Genomic DNA, 20351 nt, shown 5'->3' on the forward strand with positions numbered 1-20351 from the left:
TCAGGTCTCCCAGGGGGCGTGGGGCGTCGTCGCCCGGCCACTGGCGGCGGCACGCTCCACGGCATCGATCAGTGCCAGGGTGCGCCCCGCGTCCTCGACGCCGATCAGCGGCTCGGCGTCGCCGCGCGCCACGGCGATGAAGTGGCGCAGTTGCCGGGCCAGGGCCGCGCCGGGCGCCGCGGCCGTTTCGAGGCGTTCGAGCGGCGCGTGCCAGTGCGGCGTTGCGGCGTAGCGCCAGGTGGTGAGCCCGGGCAGGGCCAGCGCCCCTTCGGTGCCACTCAACAGATAGCAGGGCTGGTCGGCCTGGTGGGGGTAGACGGGGTTCTCGCCGCTGGTCAGTTCCCAGCTCCAGGGGGCGCTGGCGCTGTCCGAGGCGTTGAGCGTGCCCAGGGCGCCGTTGGCGAAACGCAGCAGCAGGGCGGCGGTGTCCGCGTAGGGCAGGCCGCGCCGACGGTCGCTGGCCATTGCCTGGACCTCGACGATTTCGCCGCACAGGTGTCGCAGCAGGTCGAGATCGTGAATCAGGTTGGTGTGCAGCAGGCCGTTGCCGGGGGTGCGCCGCCAGGACGCCGCGAAGTAGTCGGCGGGCTTGCGCAGTTGCCAGAGCGCGGTGACGTTGGTCATCTCGCCCAGCACACCGTCGGCGAGCAGCTCGCGGGCTCGGCCGATCAGCGGGTTGTGGCGGCGGTGATGGCCGACCAGCAGCGGTGTGGCGGCATGCCGGGCGGCCTCGATCAGCGCGCTGACCTCGGCCAGGTCGATGCCCACCGGCTTCTCGATCAACGCCGGGACGCCGGCGTTCAGGCAATCCCGGGCGGTGGCGACGTGGTGCGGGTTGGGGTTGGCGATGATCACCGCCTCGGGGCGGACTCGCTCGAGCAGCTCGCGGTGGTCGTCAAAGGCGGGCACGCCGCAGTCGGCCGCGAAGGCCCGGCCGGCCTCGCCGGGGTCGGCCAGGGCGCAGAGTTCGGTGTCGGGCTCGGCGGCGATGACGGCCTGGTGCTGGCGACCCATGGCGCCGGCGCCGATCAGCGCGATGCGCAGAGGCATGGAGAAGCTCCTGGTAAGCGTTTCCGTGAAACTAGAACGTTGTTCCGATATATGCAATGCGCACAGGTGTTCGCCATTCGTAGTAGAGGGCGAGGTCGATGGTGCCGTGTCGGAGCGAGAGAAGCGACAGCGCAGAATCAGGAGAACGCCGGTGGGTAAGCCTCGAGCAGCCACAACAGACTGCTGATGGTGACGAACGACAGCAGGGTGGCGAGCATCAGCGAAGCCGTGCACAGCTCGCCGTGGCCGTAACGCTGGCCGAGGATCGGATAGACGCTGAGCATCGGCGCGCTGGCGGTGACGATCGCCGCGGTAGTCAGCGCGGGGTCGGTGGGGGGCAGCCAGAGCAGCAGCAGAAAGACGGCCAGCGGATGCAGCAGCAGCTTGCCGACGACGATCTGGCCGACATCGCCGAGCAGGCCACCGACGCGCAGCCCGTAGAGGGTGCCGCCGATCACGAACAGCGCGGTGGGCGCCGAGGCCGAGGCCAGCATGTCGATCGCCTTGAACAGCGGGGCGGGCAGCTCGATGCCGGTGGCGGCGACGAGGATGCCGGCACAGATGCCGATCACCAGCGGGTTGCGGGTGAGCCGGGCCAGCGTCCGGCGCAGGGTGACGAAGAACGTGGCGCCCTCCTGGCGGCCCGCTTCGGCCAGCGCCAGGGCCGTGGGGATCATCAGCAGGTTCTCGACCACCATGCTCAGTGCCATGGCGATGACGGCGGTGGAGCCGACGACCATGGCGGCGATGGGGTAGCCGATGAAGCCGCTGTTGGATACCGACATGCCCAGCGCCATGATGCCGCTGTCGCCCAGCGACCGGCGGCGCACCCGGGACATGAACAGCAGCGCGCCGAGGAAGACCGACGCCGACCCCAGGGCGTAGGCGCCCAGGTAGACCGGGTCGAAGACCTCATCCAGGGGGTGCTCGACCAGGGCGCGGAAGATCAGCGAAGGCAGGGCGAAGTTGAGGGTGAAGCCCCCCAGTCCCTGGACCTGAGCCTTGCTCAGCAGCCGGGTCATCACGGCCAGATAGCCGATCCCGATCAGCAGGAAGATCGGCGCGGTGATGGCGAGTATGTCGAGCACGGCGGCGTCCTTGTCGGCGAGCGGGTCACTCGGAGAAGAGTTGAGACGCCTGGCTGCACTGCGAGAGTTCCTCGACGGCCTGCAGCAGTTTGGGGGCGAGCTCGTGCATGCGGGGCTCGGTGAGCCGCACGCTGGGGCCGGCGATACTGATCACGCCGATCGGATGACCCTGGGTGGGGTGTCGAATGACCGCGCCGAAGGCCGAGGTGCCCAGCGCCGAGCTGTCGACGCAGCAGGTATAGCCACGCTCGCGTGCTCGTGCCAGCCGTTCGAGCAGCTCGGCATCGCTGCGCGGGGCGTTGGGTCCGAAGCGTTCGGGATCGGGGTCGGCGTCGCCCTGACGGGCGAGCAGCGCCAGGGCGGCGTGATCGTCCAGGCAGGCCAGCCAGGCCTGCCCCGAGGCGGTGTAGCGCAGCGGCGCCTCGCGGCCCATGTCCGGGTCGTAACGCAGCCCGGTGCGGGTGCCCTGGGCCTTGGCGATCCAGGTCTGACGATCGCCTTCGATCACCCCCAGGCGCACCAGTTCGCCGGTCTCGGCCGCCAGCCGGTCGAGGATCGGCTGCAGTACGTCGCTGGCGCCGGTGCTGCCCAGGTAGCGAAAGCCCAGCGCGATCAGCCGGGTCGACAGCCGGTAGTGGCCGGTGCGGGTCTCCTGACGGGCGTAGCCGAGCCGGATCAGCTCGTTGCAGATGCGGTGCGCGGCGCTCTTGGGAATCTCGAGGCGCTCGGCGAGGCGCTGCAGGGGAATGCCGTCGGGTTCGCTGGAGAGGGTCTCGAGCACGCGCAGGGTGCGTTCGATGAGGCTGCCTGCCATCTATCCTTCCTTAGAGAGCGTCTACAAAAGGCCTGCGCTCGCCGACTCTCTGGACACGACCCGCGACGTCGGCGGCCGGCGCGGCGTCAGCTGACCTGGCCGGCGATCTGCCGGGCCTTCTCGCGCAGCAGCGGCAGGAAATTCTCGGTCAGCGTGGCCAGGTCGATGCGCGCCGCATTGGTGCTGACGTTGATTGCGCCGAGCAGCTTGCCGTGGGCGTCGAAGGCGGGCACGGCAAGCGAGCGCAGGCCGGAGTCCAGTTCCTGATCGACGATGCAGTAGCCCTGCTCGCGGACCCGGCGCAGACAGTCGCGAAGCTCGGCCTTGTCGGTGATGGTCCGCTCGGTGTGCCGCTCCAGCGTCACCGTCTCGAGCAGGGCGTCGCGTTCGTCGTCGTCCAGTTGGGCAAGCAGCACGCGCCCCATCGAGGTCGACACCGCCGGCAGGCGGGTACCGATCGCCAGGGTGATCGCCATCAGCCGGTGCGGTGCCGCCGAGCGTCCGACGTAGATCACGTCGCTGCCGTCGAGCACGCCCAGCGACGACGATTCGCCGGTCTCCTGGGTGATGTCCTCGAGGTGCTGCTGGATCACCGTGCGATAGTTGTTGGCCGAGAGAAAGGCGTAACCGAGCTGCAGCGTCTTGGGCGCCAGTTCGAAATGCCGGTGCTGCTTGCGCACGTAGCCCAGGGCGTTGAGCGTCAGCAAAAAGCGCCGGGCCCGGGCGCGGTTCATGCCGGTCTTGGCGGCGACCTCGCTGAGCGTCATGCGCGGATTGGCATGATCGAAGGCGAGTATGACGTCCAGGCCGCTGGCCAGCGCGGTCACGAAATCGCGATCGTCCGGGCTGAGGCGTTCGTCCTTGGTCGGTGTGGTCATCGGTTTGGCGCCATCGTGTCTCTGATCGTTGTATTGCTCGGTCATCGGGCTGACTCTAGCATAGAGTTCGAATTGCGAACATGTGTCCGCCAATGCGCCATTGGTGGTAGGAGCCGACGGAGAAAATCCATGTACGAGCAGTTGTTACGCCACCCCTTCACGAGCGTCAGCGGTCGCGAGCACTGCCGGGCCCGGGACCTCGTCGCGGCGATGCGCGACGTGGAGCTGGCCCTGGCCGCCGAGCAGGAGCACCTGGGCCTGCTGCCCGACGGGACTGCCGAGGCGCTGGGCCGGCACCTGCCGCTCGAGGCCTTCGACACCGAGGCCCTGGCGCTCGACACCGCCAAGGGCGGCAATGCCGCGATCCCCTTCGTCAAGCAGGCTAAGGCGGCCCTACCCGATGCATTGAAGCCGTATTTCCACCGTGGGGCAACCAGCCAGGACATCGTCGACAGCGCATTGATGCTGTTGATCAAGCCGCGGTTGACACGCTGCCGACACCTTCTGGGGGAGGCCATCGACGGCGGGCGGGGGCTGATGATCGCGCATCGCGAGACGCCCATGGTCGGACGCACGCTGATGCAGCAGGCGCTGCCGATCACCTTCGGCGCCAAGGTCGGCCAGTGGCTGTGGGGGCTGCACCAGGCCGGCGAACGCCTGGATGCGGTGATCGACGCGGGGCTCTACGTGCAGTTCGGCGGCGCCGTGGGCGTGCACTCCGGGCTCGACGACGCCGGCGTGACGATCATGAGCGGCATGGCCCGCCGCCTGGGCCTGGCCGAGCCGTGGCTGCCCTGGCACACCGAGCGTCAGCCGATCCATGCCCTGGGTTGTGCCCTCGACGCCGTGGCGGTGGCCGCCGAGAAGGTGGCGCTGGATGTCGCCCTGCTGACCCAGACCGAGATCGGCGAACTCGCCGAACCCGCCGAGGCGGGCGTCGGTGAATCGTCGTCGATGCCCCACAAGCGCAATCCGGTGGGCTGCGCCCGCATTCGTGCCGCGGCGCGCCAGATCCATGCCGCGCTGAACGTGCTGGCCAACGCCGGTGCGCAGCCGCTCGAGCGTGGCTTGGGCGAATGGCACGCCGAATGGGCGCCGCTACTCGACGCGGTGCTGCTGCTCGAGGGGGCACTGGAGACCCTGCGCCAGCTGCTCGGCGGGCTCGAGGTCCACCCCGAGGCCATGGCACGCAACCTGGCGGTCACCGGCGGGGCGATCATGGCCGAGCCGGCCGCGCGCTTCCTGCAGAGCGTGCTGGACAGCGACGATGCCCGGCGTGTCGCCCGCGAGGCCTCGGAAACCGCGCGTCGCGATGGCGTGACCTATGCCGAGGCGCTGCTGGCGCACGAGCGGGTGGCGGGCAGCGGCATCGACGCCGAGGCGTTGCGCCGGGCGGTGCATCCGGAATCATACATTGGTAGTAGCCGGCAACTGGTCGAACGCGTCCTGGAGCGGCTCGGCGGCTGACAAGTGACTGTTTGCGCAGGGGATCACGGGGTTCTCACGCCGCCACCAGGGGCCCGTCGTGGCGCGCCGTGCGGTTTGACGATCGATGACTTCGCGATTACTTTGTTCGTATCACAAACCCATGTTCACTTAGCGAACAATTCGTGTTGAGAGAGACCACACCATGGCCGAAGTCCTCACCCTGCATGACGCGGTGGCGCGCTACGTCGATGACGGCGCCACCGTTGCCATGGAAGGCTTTACCCACCTGATCCCCTTCGCCGCCGGTCACGAGATCATCCGCCAGGGCAAGCGCGACCTGACGCTGGTGCGCATGACGCCGGATCTGATCTACGACCAGTTGATCGGTGCCGGCTGTGCCCGGAAGGTGATCTTCTCGTGGGGCGGCAACCCCGGCGTGGGCTCGCTGCACCGCTTGCGCGACGCCGTCGAGAAGGGCTGGCCGCACCCGGTCGAGATCCTCGAACACAGTCACGCCGCCATGGCCTGCGCCTACGAGGCCGGTGCCGCCGGCCTGCCCCTGGCGGTACTGCGCGGCTACATCGGCAGCGATCTGCCCAAGGTCAACGACCAGATCAAGTTCATCGAGTGCCCGTTCAGCGGCGAGCGGCTTGCCGCGGTGCCGTCGATCCGGCCCGATGTCGGCGTGATCCACGCCCAGAAGGCCGACCGCAAGGGCAACGTGCTCATCGAGGGGATCATCGGCGTGCAGAAGGAGGCGGTATTGGCGGCCAGGCGCAGCATCGTCACCGTCGAAGAGATCGTCGACGACCTCGAGGCCACGCCCAACGCCTGCGTGATCCCCGGCTGGGCGATCGATGCCATTGCCGTGGCCGAGCAGGGCGCCTACCCGTCCTATGCGCACGGCTACTACCCGCGCCACAATCGCTTCTACAAGGAGTGGGACGCCATCGCCCGTGACCGCGACAGCTTCAACGCCTGGCTCGAGGAAAACGTCTACAACGCCGGAGGAGCGTCCTGATGACTCTCGAATACACCTCTGCGGAAATGATGACCGTTACCGCGGCGCGGGCGCTGGAGAACGGCACCACCTGCTTCGTGGGGATCGGCCTGCCCAGCGAGGCCGCCAACCTGGCACGCCTGACCCACGCCCCCGACGTGGTGCTGATCTACGAGTCCGGCACGCTGCAGACCAAGCCCGAGGTACTGCCGCTGTCGATCGGTGATGGCGAGCTGTGCGAGACCGCCTTGACCACCGTCTCGGTCCCCGAGATGTTCCGCTACTGGCTGCAGGGCGGGAAGGTCGACGTGGGCTTTCTGGGCACGGCGCAGATCGATCGCTACTGCAACCTCAACACCACCCTGATCGGCGACTACCGCGAGCCCAAGGTGCGCCTGCCGGGCGGCGGCGGGGCGCCCGAGATCGCCACCAATGCCGGCGAGGTGTTCATCACCGTCAAGCACTCCAAGCGCACCTTCGTCGATGGCGTCGATTTCGTCACCACCCTGGGCTTCGGCCGCGATGGTACCGCCCGCGACGGCGTGCCCCACATCGGCAAGGGCCCGACGCGGGTGATCACCGACCTGTGCGTGATGAAACCCGACCCCGAGACCAAGGAGCTGGTGGTGGTGTCGCTGCATCCGGGCGTCACCACCGAGCAGGTCCAGGACGCCACCGGCTGGGAGATCCGTTTCGCCGAGCGGCTCGAGACCACGGCCGAGCCCAGCGACAAGGAACTCGAGGTGCTGCGCGAACTCAAGGCGCGGACCGAACGCCATCATTCCGGCGAGTGAAGGGGAGAGAACGCATGAACGATGTCTATCTGTGCCGGCCGCTGCGTTCCCCGGTGGGCCGCTTTGGCGGCACCCTGGCCAGCGTGCGCCCCGATGACCTGGCGGCGCGGCTGTTCGAGGCGGTGCTGGCGCAGCATCCCGGGGTCGATCCCGCGGCGATCGACGACGTGATCATGGGCTGCGCCAACCAGGCCGGCGAGGACAACCGTAGCGTGGCCCGCATGGCGGCGCTGCTCGCCGGATTGCCGACCTCGGTGCCCGGTTCGACCGTCAACCGCCTGTGCGGTTCGAGCATGGACGCCATCGGCACCGCGGCGCGGGCGATCCGCGCCGGCGAGGCCGACCTGATCCTGACCGGCGGCGTCGAATCGATGTCGCGGGCGCCCTACGTGATCGGCAAGGCCGAGACGCCGTTCTCGCGCGGTCAGCAGATGGAGGACACCACCATCGGCTGGCGCTTCGTCAACCCGCTGATGGAGAAGCGCTACGGTACCCACTCGATGCCCGAGACCGCCGAGAACGTCGCCGAACAGTTCAATATCTCGCGCGAGGATCAGGACCGTTACGCCTATCGTTCGCAGCAGCTGACCCAGGCGGCCCAGGAGGCCGGCCGGCTCGGCGAGGGGATCGTGCCGATCGAGATTCCGCGTCGCAAGCAGGCGCCGCTGATCTTCGATCGCGACGAGCACCCGCGTCCCGAGACCACCCTCGAGAAGCTCGCCAAGCTGCCCACCCCGTTCCGCGAGAACGGCACCGTCACCGCCGGCAACGCCTCCGGGGTCAACGACGGCGCGGCGGCGATGTTCGTCGCCAGCGAGGCGGCGCTGGAGCGCTTCGACCTGGAGCCGGTGGCGCGCATCCACGGCATGGCCACCGCCGGCGTCGAGCCGCGGATCATGGGCGTCGGTCCGGTGCCGGCGACGCGCAAGCTGCTCGACAAGCTGGGCATGAGCATCGACCAGATGGACGTGCTCGAGCTCAACGAGGCCTTCGCCGCCCAGGTGCTGGCGTGTGCGCGCGGACTGGGTGTGGCCGACGACGACCCCCGGCTCAACCCCAACGGCGGTGCCATCGCCCTGGGCCACCCGCTGGGCATGTCCGGCGCGCGTATCGTCAGCTCGGCGGCCTATGAACTGGCGCGCAGCCACAAGCGCTTCGCGCTGTGCACCATGTGCATCGGCGTGGGGCAGGGTATTGCCACGGTGATCGAGCGGGTCTGACGCACGAGAAAAGAGGGAAGAGAGAAGAAGACAGAGGAACATCGAGGTGTTCCTTTTTCCGGTGCCAAGCACCGGGCCTGCGTCTCGAGCGGCGAAGCCGCGCTCTTCCGTCTCAGTCGAATCGGGCGCCGAGCCTCGTCTCGGCGCCTTGCCATGGGAGAATATGAATGGCTTTTCTGACCATCAACGGCCGCAGCGTCGCCTATCGCCTGCTGGGCGCCGAGGCCAATCCGCTGGTGCTGCTGGCGCATCCGCTGGGCATGAGCCAGGCGGTGTGGGACGACATCCTGGCGCGGCTGCTGCCGCGCTACCGGGTGCTGACCTGGGACCTGCCCGGGCACGGCGCCAGCCAGGCCTGGCCGGCGGACGGCGGCGACATCACCCCGGCCGAGCTGGCCCGGGAGGCGCTGGCGCTGGCCGACCACGCCGGGGCCGAGCGCTTTCACGTCGTCGGCACCTCGATCGGCGGGGTGATCGGCCAGCAACTGATCGCCGCCCACGGCGAGCGACTGCTGTCCGCGTCCCTGACCAACACCGGCGCGGTGATCGGCAATGCCGAGCTGTGGAACACCCGGGCCCGGCGCGTGCGCGAGGAAGGCCTGGCGGCGATGGCCGGCGAGATCGTGCCGCGCTGGTTCGCGCCGGCGCGGGTCGAGGCCGACCCGGCGCTGAAGGACGGCTGGTGCGTGTCGATGGGCCGCGGCGACGACGAGTCCTACGCGCGACTCTGCGAGATGCTGGGACGCGATACCTTCACCGGCCGGTTGAGCGGCAAGGGGGTGACGGTTCACCTCTACGGCGGCAGCGAGGACGCGGCGACCCCGCCGGCCACCCTCGAGACGCTTGCCGGGGAGTGCGACGGCGCGCCGCTGACGATCCTCGACGGGGTCGGTCATGTGCCCTCGATCGAGGTCCCCGAGCGCTTCGCGGCGGCGCTGCTCGAGGCGTTGGCGGTGGATCTGGGCGATGTCGGTGCGCACGGCGTGGACTACGCCACCGGGCTCGAGACGCGCAAGCAGGTGCTCGGCGAGGCGCATGTCGCGCGTTCCACCGACAACGCCACCTCTCTCGACGCGCCCTTCCAGCGGATGATCACCCGCCTGGCCTGGGGCGAGCTGTGGAGCAACGACGACCTGACGCGTCGCGAGCGCAGCATGATCACCACCGGCATCCTCGCCGCGCTGGGCCGTGAGGAGCTGGAGTTGCATCTCAAGACCGCCCGCCGTATCGGCCTGAGCGAGGCCGAGCTGCGTCAGGTGCTGATGCACGTGGCGATCTACGCCGGAGTGCCGGCGGCCAACCATGCCTTTGCATTGGCCAAGACGCTGGGGTGGGGCGACGCCCGATAGCGCGTGTCGGTGCGACGAAGCGCCCGGGCCGGGTCCGCGTGGCCCGGGCGTTCGTCGTCGAGCGGTCGGCCTACGACCAATGTCGGTCGCCGATCTTGCAAATTGACAAGTTTATATGCGGTTTCGCTGCTTTCATGGCCCACGGGCGTGCCAGAATACGCGGCAGGGTCGTGAGTTCGTCAGACGAACTAACGTTCGTCTAATAGACAAAACGGCCGCCTCCGACAACGATAAGCGCCAATCCGAGCGCCTCGATCAGGCTCATCGCCAATTGGAAGGGACCCATCATGAATCGTACCTTTGCACGCTGCCTTCTCGCGCTTTCCGTCGCCGGCCTGACCGCGGGTGCCACCACGGCCCAGGCGTCGACCACGCTGCGTCTGTCGCATTTCTGGCCGGGCGCCTCGGCCATCAACCAGCAGATCTTCGAGCAGTGGGCCAAGCGCGTCGAGGAGCAGTCCAACGGCGAGATCAAGATCCAGAACTTTCCGTCACAGACACTGAGTCAGGCCGATGAAACCTACGACGCCGCGGTCAACGGTATCGCCGACATCGGCATCACCGCCCAGGGCTATACCAACGGCCGTTTCCCGTTGAGTCAGATCGTCGAGCTGCCGGGCGTGGCGGAGTCCGCGCCGCAGGGCGCCTGTGTGCTGCAGACCCTCTACGACGACGGCAAGATCGCCAGCGAGTACGACAACTCGCACGTGCTGTTCCTGTTCACCACCGGGCCGGGCTATATCCATACCAAGGATACCGACGTGCAGAAGCCGAGCGATCTCGAGGGGTTGCGTATCCGTCGCCCGACGGCGGTGGCCGGCGAGATTCTCAAGAACATGGGCGCGCAGCCGGTGGGCATGCCGGCGCCGGACATCTACACCTCGCTGCAGCGTGGCGTGATCGACGGTCTGAGCTTCCCCTGGGAGGGCATCAATAGCTTCCAGTTGGGTGAGCAGCTCCACTACCACACCCAGGTGCCGTTCTACACGCTGATCTTCGTCGCGACGATGAACCAGCAGGCCTATGACCGGCTCAGCCCCGAGCAGAAGCAGGTCATCGACGACAACTCCGGCATGCAGTGGGCCGAGAAGGCCGGCGCCGTGTTCGCCGCCCAGGACCGGGCCGGCAAGCAGCAGGCCGAGCAGGCCGGTGACACCATCCGTGTCGTCGATCATCCGCTGGACGACCCCGACTGGCAGCAGCCGCTGCGCAACGGGATCGACAACTATCTGAGCGAACTCGAAGCGCGGGGCCTGGATCAGGCGCGCGACGTCTATCAGGCGGCGCTGGACGCCAGTCAGTCCTGCGCCCAGTGAGTCGGAGAGACTGAATGCAAGTCTTGCTACGAATCAGCCGCTGGCTGGAGATCATCGGCCGCGTCATCGCCGGCGTGGCCCTGCTGGCCATGCTCGGGGTGACGGTGGTCGATGTGGCCCTGCGTTACCTCTACCGCCTCAGCGACGGCGCCCTGTCGCTGAGCGTGGTGGGTAGCGTCGAACTGGTCAGCTATCTGATGCTGTTCGCGATCCTGGCGGCCATGGCCGCCAACGTCGAAAAGGCCCAGGTGGTGGTCGAGGCCTTCAGTCATGGCCTGAGCGACACCCTCAAGGCGCGTATCGCCGGCGTCTATCTGCTGGGATTCGTCGTGCTGGGGGCGATCCTCTGCTGGGGGCTGTGGGACTCCGGGGCGAGTGCCGCCGACTATGGCGAGACCACCCAGGACCTGCGCCTGCCCATGGCGCCCATCTATTTCTTCGCCGCCGGGCTGTGTGCCCTGCTCAGCGTGCGCTGCCTGCTGCACGCCGTGCTCGGCGCGGTGTTCGCCCATCGCGTGGAGGCCGTCGAATGAGTAGTGAAATGATCGGTGCCGTCGGCCTGGGTCTGCTGCTGGTGATGATGGTGCTGCGCGTGCCGGTGGCGCTGTGCATGCTGTTCGTCGGCGTCGGCGGTTTCTCCCAGGTGATCTCCTGGAGCGCGGCGATCTCGATGGTCAAGTCGGTGCCCGTGGAGGTGCTGTCGAACTACAGCTTCAGTGCGGTGCCCATGTTCATCCTGATGGGGGTACTGGCCGCGCATTCCGGCATGGCCGGCAAGCTGTTCGATTCCACGCGAACCTTGTGCGGTGGCTGGAAGGGCGGTCTGGCGATCGCCGCGGTGGGCTCGTGCGGGATGTTCTCGGCGATCTCCGGCTCGTCGCTGGCCACCGCCAGCACCATGACCCGTGTCGCCCTGCCGGAGATGGAGCGCCTGGGCTACAATCGCGGCCTGGCCACCGGGGCGCTCGCCGCCGGCGGCACCCTGGGGATCATGATCCCGCCGAGCATCGCGCTGTTGATCTACGCCATCCTCACCGAGCAGTCGGTGGGCGACATGTTCATCGCCGGCTTCGTGCCCGGCCTGATGGGCCTGCTGTTCTACGCCCTGACGGTCACCGTGGTGGTCCACCTCAAGCCCTCGCTGGCGGTGCCCGGCGAGCCGACCTCGTGGCGCGAGAAGATCGCCTCGCTAGGCGGCCTGCTGCCGTTCTTCGCGGTGTTCCTGGTGATCATCCTGGGGATCTACTTCGGCCTGTTCACACCCACCGAGGGGGCCAGCGTCGGTGCCTTCGCCACGCTGCTCTATGCCCTGGTCAAGGGGCTGCGCGGCAGGGAGCTGTGGGTCGCCACGCAGGAGACCCTGGCGCTGTCGACGGTGGTGTTCTTCATGCTGGTGGGGGCCGACACCCTGGGCTATTTCATCTCGGTGTCGCGCATCTCGTTCTCGATCAGCGACTTCATCTACGGCCTGTCACTGTCGCCGATGGCGGTCCTGCTGTGCATCCTGCTGCTCTACTTCGTGCTGGGGATGTTCATGGACTCGATCGCCATGCTGGTGATCACCGTGCCGGTGGTCTTCCCGATCGTCCAGGCGCTGGGCATCGATCCGGTGTGGTTCGGCGTGGTCACCGTGCTCACCGTCGAGCTCGGCCTGATCACCCCGCCGGTGGGCATGAACGTCTTCGTCATCAAGGCGATGGCGCCCCACGTGGGGCTGGGCGAGATCTTCCGCGGAGTGGCGCCGTTCATTCTCTCCGACTTCGTGCGCCTGACGCTGCTGATCCTGTTCCCGGTGCTGTCCACCTATCTGTTGACCGTCTGACCCTCCGACTCCCAGAGATTGCCGCCGTGTGCCCCGTGCCGCGGCGGCTTTTTTGTTGCCCGAGCGGGCGGCGCGAGAGGGTGTTCAGGACGGTGTGTGGTCGAGAGCGTCGTCGATTGCGGCGACGACCGAGTCATGGAACCAGCGCTGCGCGGGGGCCCGGGTGGCTGGCTCGTACCAGTGCAGGGCGACATCGAACTCGGGCACCGTGAACGGCAGTTCGACGATCTTCAAGGGCAGCTCGACGGCGAAGCGACGGGCGATCTGACCCGGCACGATCGCCACCAGGTCGCTCTCGATCAACAGTCGTGGAAGGATCGAGAAGTGCGGCACCTCGAGGCTGATCTTGCGCAGGATGCCCCGTTCGCGCAGCACCTCGGCTGCCAGGCCGTGCCCCGAGGAGGGCGTTACCACGGCGTGACGGGCCGCGAGAAACTGGTCGAGGCTCATGTGCGCGCCGATCGTGGGGTGCTCGCGGGCCATCAACGCCACGTAGCGCTCGCGAAGGAGCGCGCGTCGGGCGATCGCCGGGGCATGGAGCGGCCGACTGCAGATGGCGGCATTGACGGTACCGCTGACCAGCCAGTCGCCGACCCGCTCGATCTCCAGCGGCACCACTTCCAGTTCGACTTGCGGGGCCAGGGCCTGAAGGCGGGCGAGGATAGGGGGCAGCAGGGTCATTTCGCCGAGATCCGTCAGTGCCAGCCGGTAGCGACGTTCGCTGCTCGCGGGATTGAAGTCGCGGCTGCTTTCCACCGCACCGTCGATGCACGCCAGCGGGTCGCGGAACTGACGATAGAGCTGCTCGGCCACGAAGGTCGGCGCCATGCCCTCACGGCGGCGTACGAACAGCTTGTCGTCGAACAATTCGCGCAGACGCCCCAGCGCGTAGCTCACCGACGGCTGGGTGACGTGCAACCGCTCGGCGGCGGCGGTGACGCTGCGGGCCTCGTAAAGAACGACGAAGGTGCGTATCAGATTGAGATCGGTCTGTGCCATAAAATAAAGGCTGTCTATTTTTTATAGAAAAACTATCGATTTGATCGATTCTATCGCGGCGGCTAGCGTGGGACCATGTCCTCATTGGCCGGAGCCCTCATGCCCAGCGTTCACGCCATCACCTACCAGCTCCTCAGACGTCGGGGGTTGACCACCGTCTTCGGCAATCCCGGTTCCAACGAGCTGCCATTCCTCAAGGACTTTCCCGAGGACTTCCGCTACGTGCTCGGCCTGCACGAAGGAGTGGTCGTGGGCATGGCCGATGGCTATGCCCAGGCCAGCGGCCGCCCGGCGCTGGTCAACCTGCACGCGGCGGCGGGCTCGGGAAATGCCATGGGCGCGCTGACCAATGCCTGGTATTCCCACACCCCGCTGGTCGTCACCGCCGGTCAGCAGGCGCGCGAGATGCTCGGTGTCGAGGCGATGCTGGCCAACGTCGATGCGCCCCAGTTGCCCAGGCCGCTGGTCAAGTGGAGCTACGAACCCGCCTGCCCGGCGGATGTGCCACGGGCGCTCAGTCAGGCGATCCACATCGCCGGACTGCCGGCCCGCGGGCCGGTGTATGTGTCGATCCCCCACGATGACTGGGACAAGCCGGCCGACGAGGATGCCGAGGCGTTGCTTTCGCGCACGGTCAGCGATGCCGGAACGCCGTCGGCGGCCCAGCTCGACGCTCTGGCCCAGCGACTCCAGGACGCGCGCAACCCGGTACTGGTGCTGGGCCCCGAGGTCGACGCCGTGGCGGCCAATGCCCTGGTCGCGGACCTGGCCGAGCGCCTGGCCGTGCCGGTCTGGGTAGCGCCCTCGGCATCGCGCTGTCCGTTCCCGACCCGCCACGCCAGCTTCCGAGGCGTGCTGCCGGCGGCGGTCGCCGGCCTGGCGCGGTGTCTCGAGGGGAACGATCTGATCGTCGCCATCGGGACCCCGGTGTTTCGCTATCACCAGTACGACCCGGGCCGCTACCTGCCCGAGGGCGCCACTCTGGTGCAACTGACCAGCGACCCCCAGGAGGCCGCCCGGGCGCCCATGGGCGACGCCTGGGTCGGCGATATTCACGCCACCCTGGAAGGATTGCTGACGCGGCTGACCGCCGTCGACCGTCCGCAACCCGAGCCAAGGCCGCGTCCGGCAGCGGTGGAGGACCCGGCCGACCGGCTGGCTCCGGAAACCGTCTTCGACGTGCTCGACGCCCTGGCCCCGGAAGATGCCATCTACGTCAAGGAGTCGACCTCGACGGTCACGGCGTTCTGGGAGCGCGTCGAGATGCGCCATCCCGGCAGTTATTTCTTTCCGGCTGCTGGCGGTCTGGGGTTCGGCATGCCGGCGGCGGTGGGCGTGCAACTCGCCAGTCCCGAGCGCCGGGTGATCGGCGTGATCGGCGACGGCTCGGCGAACTACGCGATCACTGCCCTGTGGACGGCAGCGCAGTATCGCATCCCGGTGGTCTTCGTGATCCTGCGCAACGACACCTACGGTGCGCTGCGCTGGTTCACCCGGCAGTTCGATGCGGGCGAGGTGCCGGGCCTCGACGTGCCGGGCCTGGACTTCTGTTCGCTGGCACGGGGCTATGGTGTCGAGGCGCGCTTCACGTCACGCCGCGAGGAGTTCGAGGATGCGCTGCGCGACGCACTGACGGCCGATACGCCCACCCTGATCGAGGTGCCCACCACCACCATCGAGCCCTGAATCGCGCTGCGCTCGAGCCGAGCCGAAGAGGCCGGCGATATCTCTACCCACAACAGCACAACACGAGGTAGCCATGAATCACGCCATCTCACGGGGTCTCGCGACCTGTCTTCTGCTGGCGCTGACGCTACTGGTGTCTTCCGGCGCCGATGCCGCAACGACACTGCGCATGGGACACATATGGCCGGCCGGTTCGGCGGTCAACCAGCAGGTCTTCGAGGCCTGGGCCGATGCCATCGAGCGGGAGTCCGACGGTCGGCTGGAGGTGCAGAACTACCCCTCCCAGACGCTGACGCCGGCCAACCAGGCCTACGACAGTGCGGTCAATGGCATCGCCGATATCGCCATCACGCTGCAGGGCTATACCGCCGGACGCTTTCCGCTCACCGAGATCGTGCAGTTGCCAGGTGTCTCGAGCAGCGCCGTGCAGGGCTCCTGCATCCTGCAATCGCTCTACGACGAGGGCAGGATCGACCAGGAGTATGACGATACCCACGTGCTGTTCCTGTTCACCACCGGACCAGCCTATCTGCATACCCGCGACACCGAGATCGAGACCCCGACGGATCTCCAGGGACTGCGCATCCGGCGTCCCAGTGAGGTCGCCGGCGAGATGCTCGAGCGCATGGGCGCTCAGCCGGTGGGAATGCCGGCACCGGATATCTACAGCGCCATGCAGCGCGGGGTGATCGATGGCCTGAGCTTTCCCTTCGAGGCGATGAAGGTCTTTCGTATCAATGAGTTGACCAAGTATCACCTGCAGATCCCGTACTATTCGGGGGCGCTCGTCGCGACCATGAACCAGCGCGCCTACCAGCGGCTGCCCGACGATCTGAAGACAGTGATCGATGACAACAGCGGCATGGCCTGGTCGCTCAAGGCCGGCGGGGTGTTCGCCGAACTCGACAAGGCCGGGCGCGAGCAGGCGCTCGAGCAGGGCGACGTCATTCATGAAGTTGCCGATCCGCTCGCCGACCCCGACTGGTCCGGGCCACTCGAGGCGGGTACCCGGCGCTATCTCGAGCGTCTCGCCGAACGGGGTCTCGACCAGGCCGAGGGCATCTATCATGAGGCACTCGATCTGCGCGACCGGTGTGCGGTGTCGCGTGACGAGGCTTCGTGATGGGGCCCCTCATCGACCACCCGGGAGCGCGGAAGCTGGCGGTCGGGAAGAGGCTGGCCCCCCATGCCCGGCAAGGGAGGCGCGCCCAGGGGCCACGCGTGCTTCGGCGGCGATAGGGTGATCGCCGAGCCCGGCGAATCCGCACGGACGACACTACAGCCGGCCCGCGTCTCTCCTCGATCCGATGGACCGGGCCGCTGACCCGGCGTCATACCTGGGTTACAGTCGGGGGCTCGTCGTCTCGGGGATCATCGTCGGATCATGCTCAACCCGCGTATCAAGCTGCGTCACCTGCAGGCCTTTCTCGAACTGGCCAAGCGGCGCAGTTTCGTGCGCGCCGCGGAGGGGCTGGCGATCACCCAGCCGGCGCTCTCCAAGGCGATTCGCGAACTCGAGGACAATCTCGGTGCGCCGCTGTTCGAGCGGACCCCGCAGGGCGTGTCGCTCAACCAGGCCGGGCTGACCCTGCTGCGCCACGCCGGCCCGGCACTGCGTGCGCTGGAAGAGGGTGTCACCGCGATCGGCAACGGCCTGGGGCGCGAGCGGCGGGTGCGCGTCGGCGCGTTGTCCACCGTCGAGAGCCGTTTCCTGCCCAGGGCCATCGAGCGTCTGCATGCCCGCCATGCGGATATCGGCGTGCGGGTCGTCGGTGGCCCCAGCGCCTATCTGCTGTCGCGGTTGCGTGCCGGGGAGCTCGACCTGGTGGTGGGGCGCATGACGGCGGCGCGGGAGATCCGCGACTTGACCTTCGAGCACCTCTACTACGAATCACTGGTATTCGCCGTGCGCCACGACCACCCCCTGGCGGGGCTCGTCGCCCCGGCGCCGGCGCGGCTGAGCGAGTTTCCCTGGGTATTGCCGCTGCCCCAGACCACGCTGCGTCAGCAGGTCGACAGCTTCTGCGTGCGTCACGGCCTTGACGTGCCCGGGCGTGTGGTGGAAACCCTGTCGTTGGCGATCAGCCGTCACTACGTGCTGGACGGCGACGCCTTGTGGGTCGCCGCGCCCCGCGAGGCGGTGGCCGGGGACGTCGAGGCCGGGCGGCTCGCCGTGCTGGATATTGCCCTGGAGGAGCAGGGCGGCTCGGTGGGTCTGTGCACCAATGCGTCTCTTCAGCCCTCGCTGGCGCTGGAGGCCTTCTGCGAGAGCCTGCGCGAGGTCGCGGCCGAGCGCCGCGACGCCGCCACGCAGTGAGGTTGCGCCGCCGGGCGTTCAGGCGTAGTCGGGATCGTCCGTTCTCACCGTGACCGCTTCCCCTTCGCCGGGGACCCGCACCGAGAACTCGCCGCCGCCGAGGTAGGTGGCGGTGTGGCCCTCGAGGGTCCGGAAGGTGGGCAGGCCGCCCTGGATGGCGCCGCCCTGAGCCATCTCGTTGAGTTCCTTGTTGCTGGTGAACACGTCGATCATGTACTCGCGACCGAAGTCATCGAAGGCCATGAGGGTCTTCTCGTGATGTTCCATGGGGTGCCTCCCGCTGTCGTCATGCCGATAGCGATAGGTCTAGCAGCATGATCCGCCGTCGGCAACGCCGACCACTGGCGTGTGAAGCCGCGGCGGCATCCATCGATGGGAAGCCGGCTCGCACCCCGAACGCAGGGCGCGAGCCGTGGGCGGTACCGGCTCACGCCGGGCAGCTTTCCTGTCCCAGGCGCTTCGCCTCCTCATAGATCGATTCGACCGAGTCGGACTCGCTGCCGACGTCCTGCAGATAGCGGTCGATGGTGTCCTGCAGGACGGGCCCCCAGTCGGCATTCTGCAGGGGATCGTCGATGGTCAGGAAATGGTGTCCCGCGTCCACCGCGTCCTGGCGCCCCTCGGCGATCAGCCGGTCGTAAACGGCGGCGGCCTTCATCGACCACGCCATGCCGCTGTGCGCGTCGATGACCTGCTTGAGGTCGTCGGGCAGCGCGTCATAGGAGGACCGGCTCATGGTGGCGACCAGCGACAGATCGTAGAGCGGCACTTCGGTGTGGTAGGAGGCCAGGTCGTTGAGCCGGAAGGTCTTCATGCCTTCCCAGTTGAAGCTGAGTCCATCGATGACACCACGCTGCATCGAGGTGTAGACGTCCGGCGCCGGCATGCCGACGGCCTGAGCGCCGAGGCGGGTCAACATGTCGCCGACGACCGGGGTCGGTCGGCGAATGCGCAGGCCGGCCAGGTCCTGGGGTTTTTCGATCAACTGATCCTTGGTGTGTAGGTAGCCCGGCCCGGTGGTGAACAGGAACAGCACGTGGGTGTCGTCGTACTCGCCCTCGAAGGCGCCCTGGTCGTAGAGTGACTGCAGGATGCAGGAGCCCTGGCGGCTGCTGTGCGAGACCCCCGGCAGTTCGACGATCTGGGTCAGCGGGAAGCGGCCGGGCGTGTAACCCTGGGCGGTCGAGCCGATATCGGTGACGCCGTTGACCGTGCTCTGGTAGGTACGATCGGATTTGGCGAGGGTCTGTCCCGGAAAGACCTGCACGTCGAGGCGTCCGTCGGAGGCCTCCTCGACGCTCTCGGCCCAGGCCTGGAAGAGGGCCTTGTCGATCAGCGATCCGCCCGGCCAGACGTGGGCGATGCGCAATGTCGTGGCGGCCTCGGCGACGGGCGTCAGCAGGCTCAGTGTCAGTCCCATCGCGAGTCCGGTGGCTAGCGTTCTTGTCGTCATGGTTGGCTCTTTTGTCGGTATTGTCAGGACGTTGAGGGTGCCGATGTCACGACGCCGAGGGCGTCTTCTGCCGGTGGTTCACAAATCGAGAACCAGCATCTTGCTCTTGGCACGGGAGCAGCAAGGCGTGAACTGATCGTTGGCGGCGTGCTCGTCGTCGTCGAGATACAGGTCGCGATGGTCGGGAATGCCCTCGAGCACCCGTGTCAGGCAGGTGCCGCAGACGCCTTCCTCGCAGGAGACCATCACCTCGATGCCGTTCTCCTCGAGCACCTTGTGGACCGTCTTGTCATCGGGCACCGAGAAGACGGCGCCGGTGCTGGCGATCTTGATGTCGAAGCCGGTGTCGTCGCTGGTATCCACCGCGGCGCCGGAGAAGTATTCCCGATGCAGGCGGTCGTCCGACCAGCCGCGCGCCTTGCAGGTCGACAGTACATGATCGATGAAGCCCGCCGGGCCGCAGATATAGACGTGGGTCTCGGTGTCCGCGGCATCGAGCAGCGCGTCGAGATCGAAGCGCTGCGCCTCGTCGCCGTCGTCGAAGTGACTGTGGACGCGGTCCGCGTAGGCGGCGGTCTCGAGACGCTCGCGAAAGGCCATGCGGGCCGGGGAGCGGGTCGCGTAGTGCAGGGCGAAGTCGGCCTGGGTGCTGGCCAGGTGGTCGGCCATGCTGAGGATCGGCGTGATGCCGATGCCGCCGGCCAGCAGCAGGTAGCGCCCTGCCGGTTTCAGGGGGAAGTGATTCTTGGGCGCGCTGATCTGCAGCAGATCGCCTTCCTGGATCTCGTCGTGCATGGCGAGGGAGCCGCCACGCGACTCGGGTTCGCGCAGCACGGCGATCAGGTAGCGGTCGGGTGCCTCGGGATGGTTGCACAGCGAGTACTGGCGAATGACCCCATCCCGGACGCGGACGTCGATATGGGCGCCGGCGCTGGAGGCCGGCAGGGGGCGACCGTGCGGGTCGGCGAGTTCGAAGCTGACGATGTCCTCGGCCTCGGAACGTTTGCGGACGACCCTGACGAACAGGGAAAGCGTATCCTGGGACATGCGGTTACCTCGTGCCGGTGGTGACCGGCGAATGGTTGTCACCGCCACGCCGTACCGGCGCCAACCGGCCGGCACGGGGGCGATGAGCGT

19 protein-coding genes are annotated in these 20351 nt (G+C 67.8%); 11 read left to right on the forward strand and 8 right to left on the reverse strand.

The window, feature by feature from the left end:
• The 4 genes from KGR00_RS02365 to KGR00_RS02380 all read right to left on the reverse strand — a co-directional run bounded on the left by KGR00_RS02365 (position 1) and on the right by KGR00_RS02380 (position 3830).
• Positions 1-1050, reverse strand: a complete 1050-nt coding sequence (locus tag KGR00_RS02365) for a Gfo/Idh/MocA family oxidoreductase (RefSeq protein WP_224417804.1) — start codon at positions 1048-1050, stop codon at positions 1-3.
• Positions 1051-1187: 137 nt separating this feature from the next.
• The gene (locus KGR00_RS02370; RefSeq protein WP_224417803.1) at positions 1188-2138 is read right to left on the reverse strand and encodes an AEC family transporter; all 951 of its coding nucleotides are present in this window, start codon (positions 2136-2138) and stop codon (positions 1188-1190) included.
• Positions 2139-2163: 25 nt separating this feature from the next.
• Positions 2164-2952 (reverse strand): IclR family transcriptional regulator, encoded by a 789-nt coding sequence (locus KGR00_RS02375; RefSeq protein ID WP_224417802.1) that lies wholly within the window; start codon positions 2950-2952, stop codon positions 2164-2166.
• Positions 2953-3038: 86 nt separating this feature from the next.
• Positions 3039-3830, reverse strand: coding sequence for an IclR family transcriptional regulator C-terminal domain-containing protein (locus KGR00_RS02380; RefSeq protein ID WP_224417801.1), 792 nt, complete (start codon positions 3828-3830; stop codon positions 3039-3041).
• Positions 3831-3959: 129 nt separating this feature from the next.
• Between KGR00_RS02380 and KGR00_RS02385 the strand changes: the two genes are divergently transcribed.
• From KGR00_RS02385 to KGR00_RS02420, 8 genes are all read left to right on the forward strand, one after another.
• Entirely contained in the window at positions 3960-5297 is a 1338-nt protein-coding gene (locus KGR00_RS02385) for an adenylosuccinate lyase family protein (protein WP_224417800.1), read from the forward strand.
• Between the two features lie 163 nt (positions 5298-5460).
• Positions 5461-6279: a CoA transferase subunit A gene (locus KGR00_RS02390; RefSeq protein ID WP_224417799.1), complete on the forward strand. Its 819-nt coding sequence runs from the start codon at positions 5461-5463 to the stop codon at positions 6277-6279.
• Positions 6279-7052, forward strand: coding sequence for a CoA-transferase subunit beta (locus tag KGR00_RS02395; protein ID WP_224417798.1), 774 nt, complete (start codon positions 6279-6281; stop codon positions 7050-7052). Before KGR00_RS02390 ends, KGR00_RS02395 begins: the two co-directional genes overlap by 1 nt.
• A gap of 14 nt (positions 7053-7066) precedes the next feature.
• Positions 7067-8272 carry a 3-oxoadipyl-CoA thiolase gene (gene pcaF / locus KGR00_RS02400; protein ID WP_224417797.1) on the forward strand — a complete coding sequence of 402 codons (1206 nt, stop codon included), beginning with the start codon at positions 7067-7069 and terminating at the stop codon, positions 8270-8272.
• Between the two features lie 167 nt (positions 8273-8439).
• Positions 8440-9621 carry an alpha/beta fold hydrolase gene (locus KGR00_RS02405; protein ID WP_224417796.1) on the forward strand — a complete coding sequence of 394 codons (1182 nt, stop codon included), beginning with the start codon at positions 8440-8442 and terminating at the stop codon, positions 9619-9621.
• Positions 9622-9908: 287 nt separating this feature from the next.
• On the forward strand, positions 9909-10937 hold the full coding sequence (locus tag KGR00_RS02410; protein WP_224417795.1) for a TRAP transporter substrate-binding protein: 1029 nt from the start codon (positions 9909-9911) through the stop codon (positions 10935-10937).
• A gap of 14 nt (positions 10938-10951) precedes the next feature.
• Positions 10952-11470 (forward strand): TRAP transporter small permease subunit, encoded by a 519-nt coding sequence (locus KGR00_RS02415; RefSeq protein ID WP_129138998.1) that lies wholly within the window; start codon positions 10952-10954, stop codon positions 11468-11470.
• A complete protein-coding gene (locus KGR00_RS02420) occupies positions 11467-12759 on the forward strand; it encodes a TRAP transporter large permease (RefSeq protein ID WP_129138999.1) in 1293 nt (430 codons plus the stop codon). Before KGR00_RS02415 ends, KGR00_RS02420 begins: the two co-directional genes overlap by 4 nt.
• Before the next feature lie 84 nt (positions 12760-12843).
• On the opposite strand, the gene KGR00_RS02425 is transcribed toward KGR00_RS02420, so the two are convergent.
• A complete protein-coding gene (locus tag KGR00_RS02425) occupies positions 12844-13758 on the reverse strand; it encodes a LysR family transcriptional regulator (protein ID WP_129139000.1) in 915 nt (304 codons plus the stop codon).
• A 99-nt stretch (positions 13759-13857) separates the two neighbouring features.
• Here KGR00_RS02425 and mdlC point away from each other — a divergent pair, with 99 nt between their 5' ends.
• The 3 genes from mdlC to pcaQ all read left to right on the forward strand — a co-directional run bounded on the left by mdlC (position 13858) and on the right by pcaQ (position 17761).
• Complete coding sequence (mdlC, locus tag KGR00_RS02430) at positions 13858-15444, forward strand: benzoylformate decarboxylase (protein ID WP_224417794.1); 1587 nt, start codon at positions 13858-13860, stop codon at positions 15442-15444.
• A gap of 73 nt (positions 15445-15517) precedes the next feature.
• Positions 15518-16567 (forward strand): TRAP transporter substrate-binding protein, encoded by a 1050-nt coding sequence (locus KGR00_RS02435; RefSeq protein ID WP_224417793.1) that lies wholly within the window; start codon positions 15518-15520, stop codon positions 16565-16567.
• Positions 16568-16828: 261 nt separating this feature from the next.
• A complete protein-coding gene (gene pcaQ, locus KGR00_RS02440) occupies positions 16829-17761 on the forward strand; it encodes a pca operon transcription factor PcaQ (protein ID WP_224417792.1) in 933 nt (310 codons plus the stop codon).
• An 18-nt stretch (positions 17762-17779) separates the two neighbouring features.
• Here the strand turns inward: pcaQ and KGR00_RS02445 are convergent, their stop codons facing one another.
• From KGR00_RS02445 to KGR00_RS02455, 3 genes are all read right to left on the reverse strand, one after another.
• A complete protein-coding gene (locus tag KGR00_RS02445) occupies positions 17780-18028 on the reverse strand; it encodes a hypothetical protein (protein ID WP_129139004.1) in 249 nt (82 codons plus the stop codon).
• A gap of 160 nt (positions 18029-18188) precedes the next feature.
• Positions 18189-19214 (reverse strand): TRAP transporter substrate-binding protein, encoded by a 1026-nt coding sequence (locus KGR00_RS02450; RefSeq protein ID WP_129139005.1) that lies wholly within the window; start codon positions 19212-19214, stop codon positions 18189-18191.
• 78 nt (positions 19215-19292) lie between these two features.
• A complete protein-coding gene (locus KGR00_RS02455; protein WP_129139006.1) occupies positions 19293-20261 on the reverse strand; it encodes a PDR/VanB family oxidoreductase in 969 nt (322 codons plus the stop codon).
• Between the last annotated feature and the right edge of the window lie 90 nt (positions 20262-20351).

Source organism: Modicisalibacter sp. MOD 31.J, assembly GCF_020147985.1.
In the GTDB taxonomy this organism is placed as follows: domain Bacteria; phylum Pseudomonadota; class Gammaproteobacteria; order Pseudomonadales; family Halomonadaceae; genus Modicisalibacter; species Modicisalibacter coralii.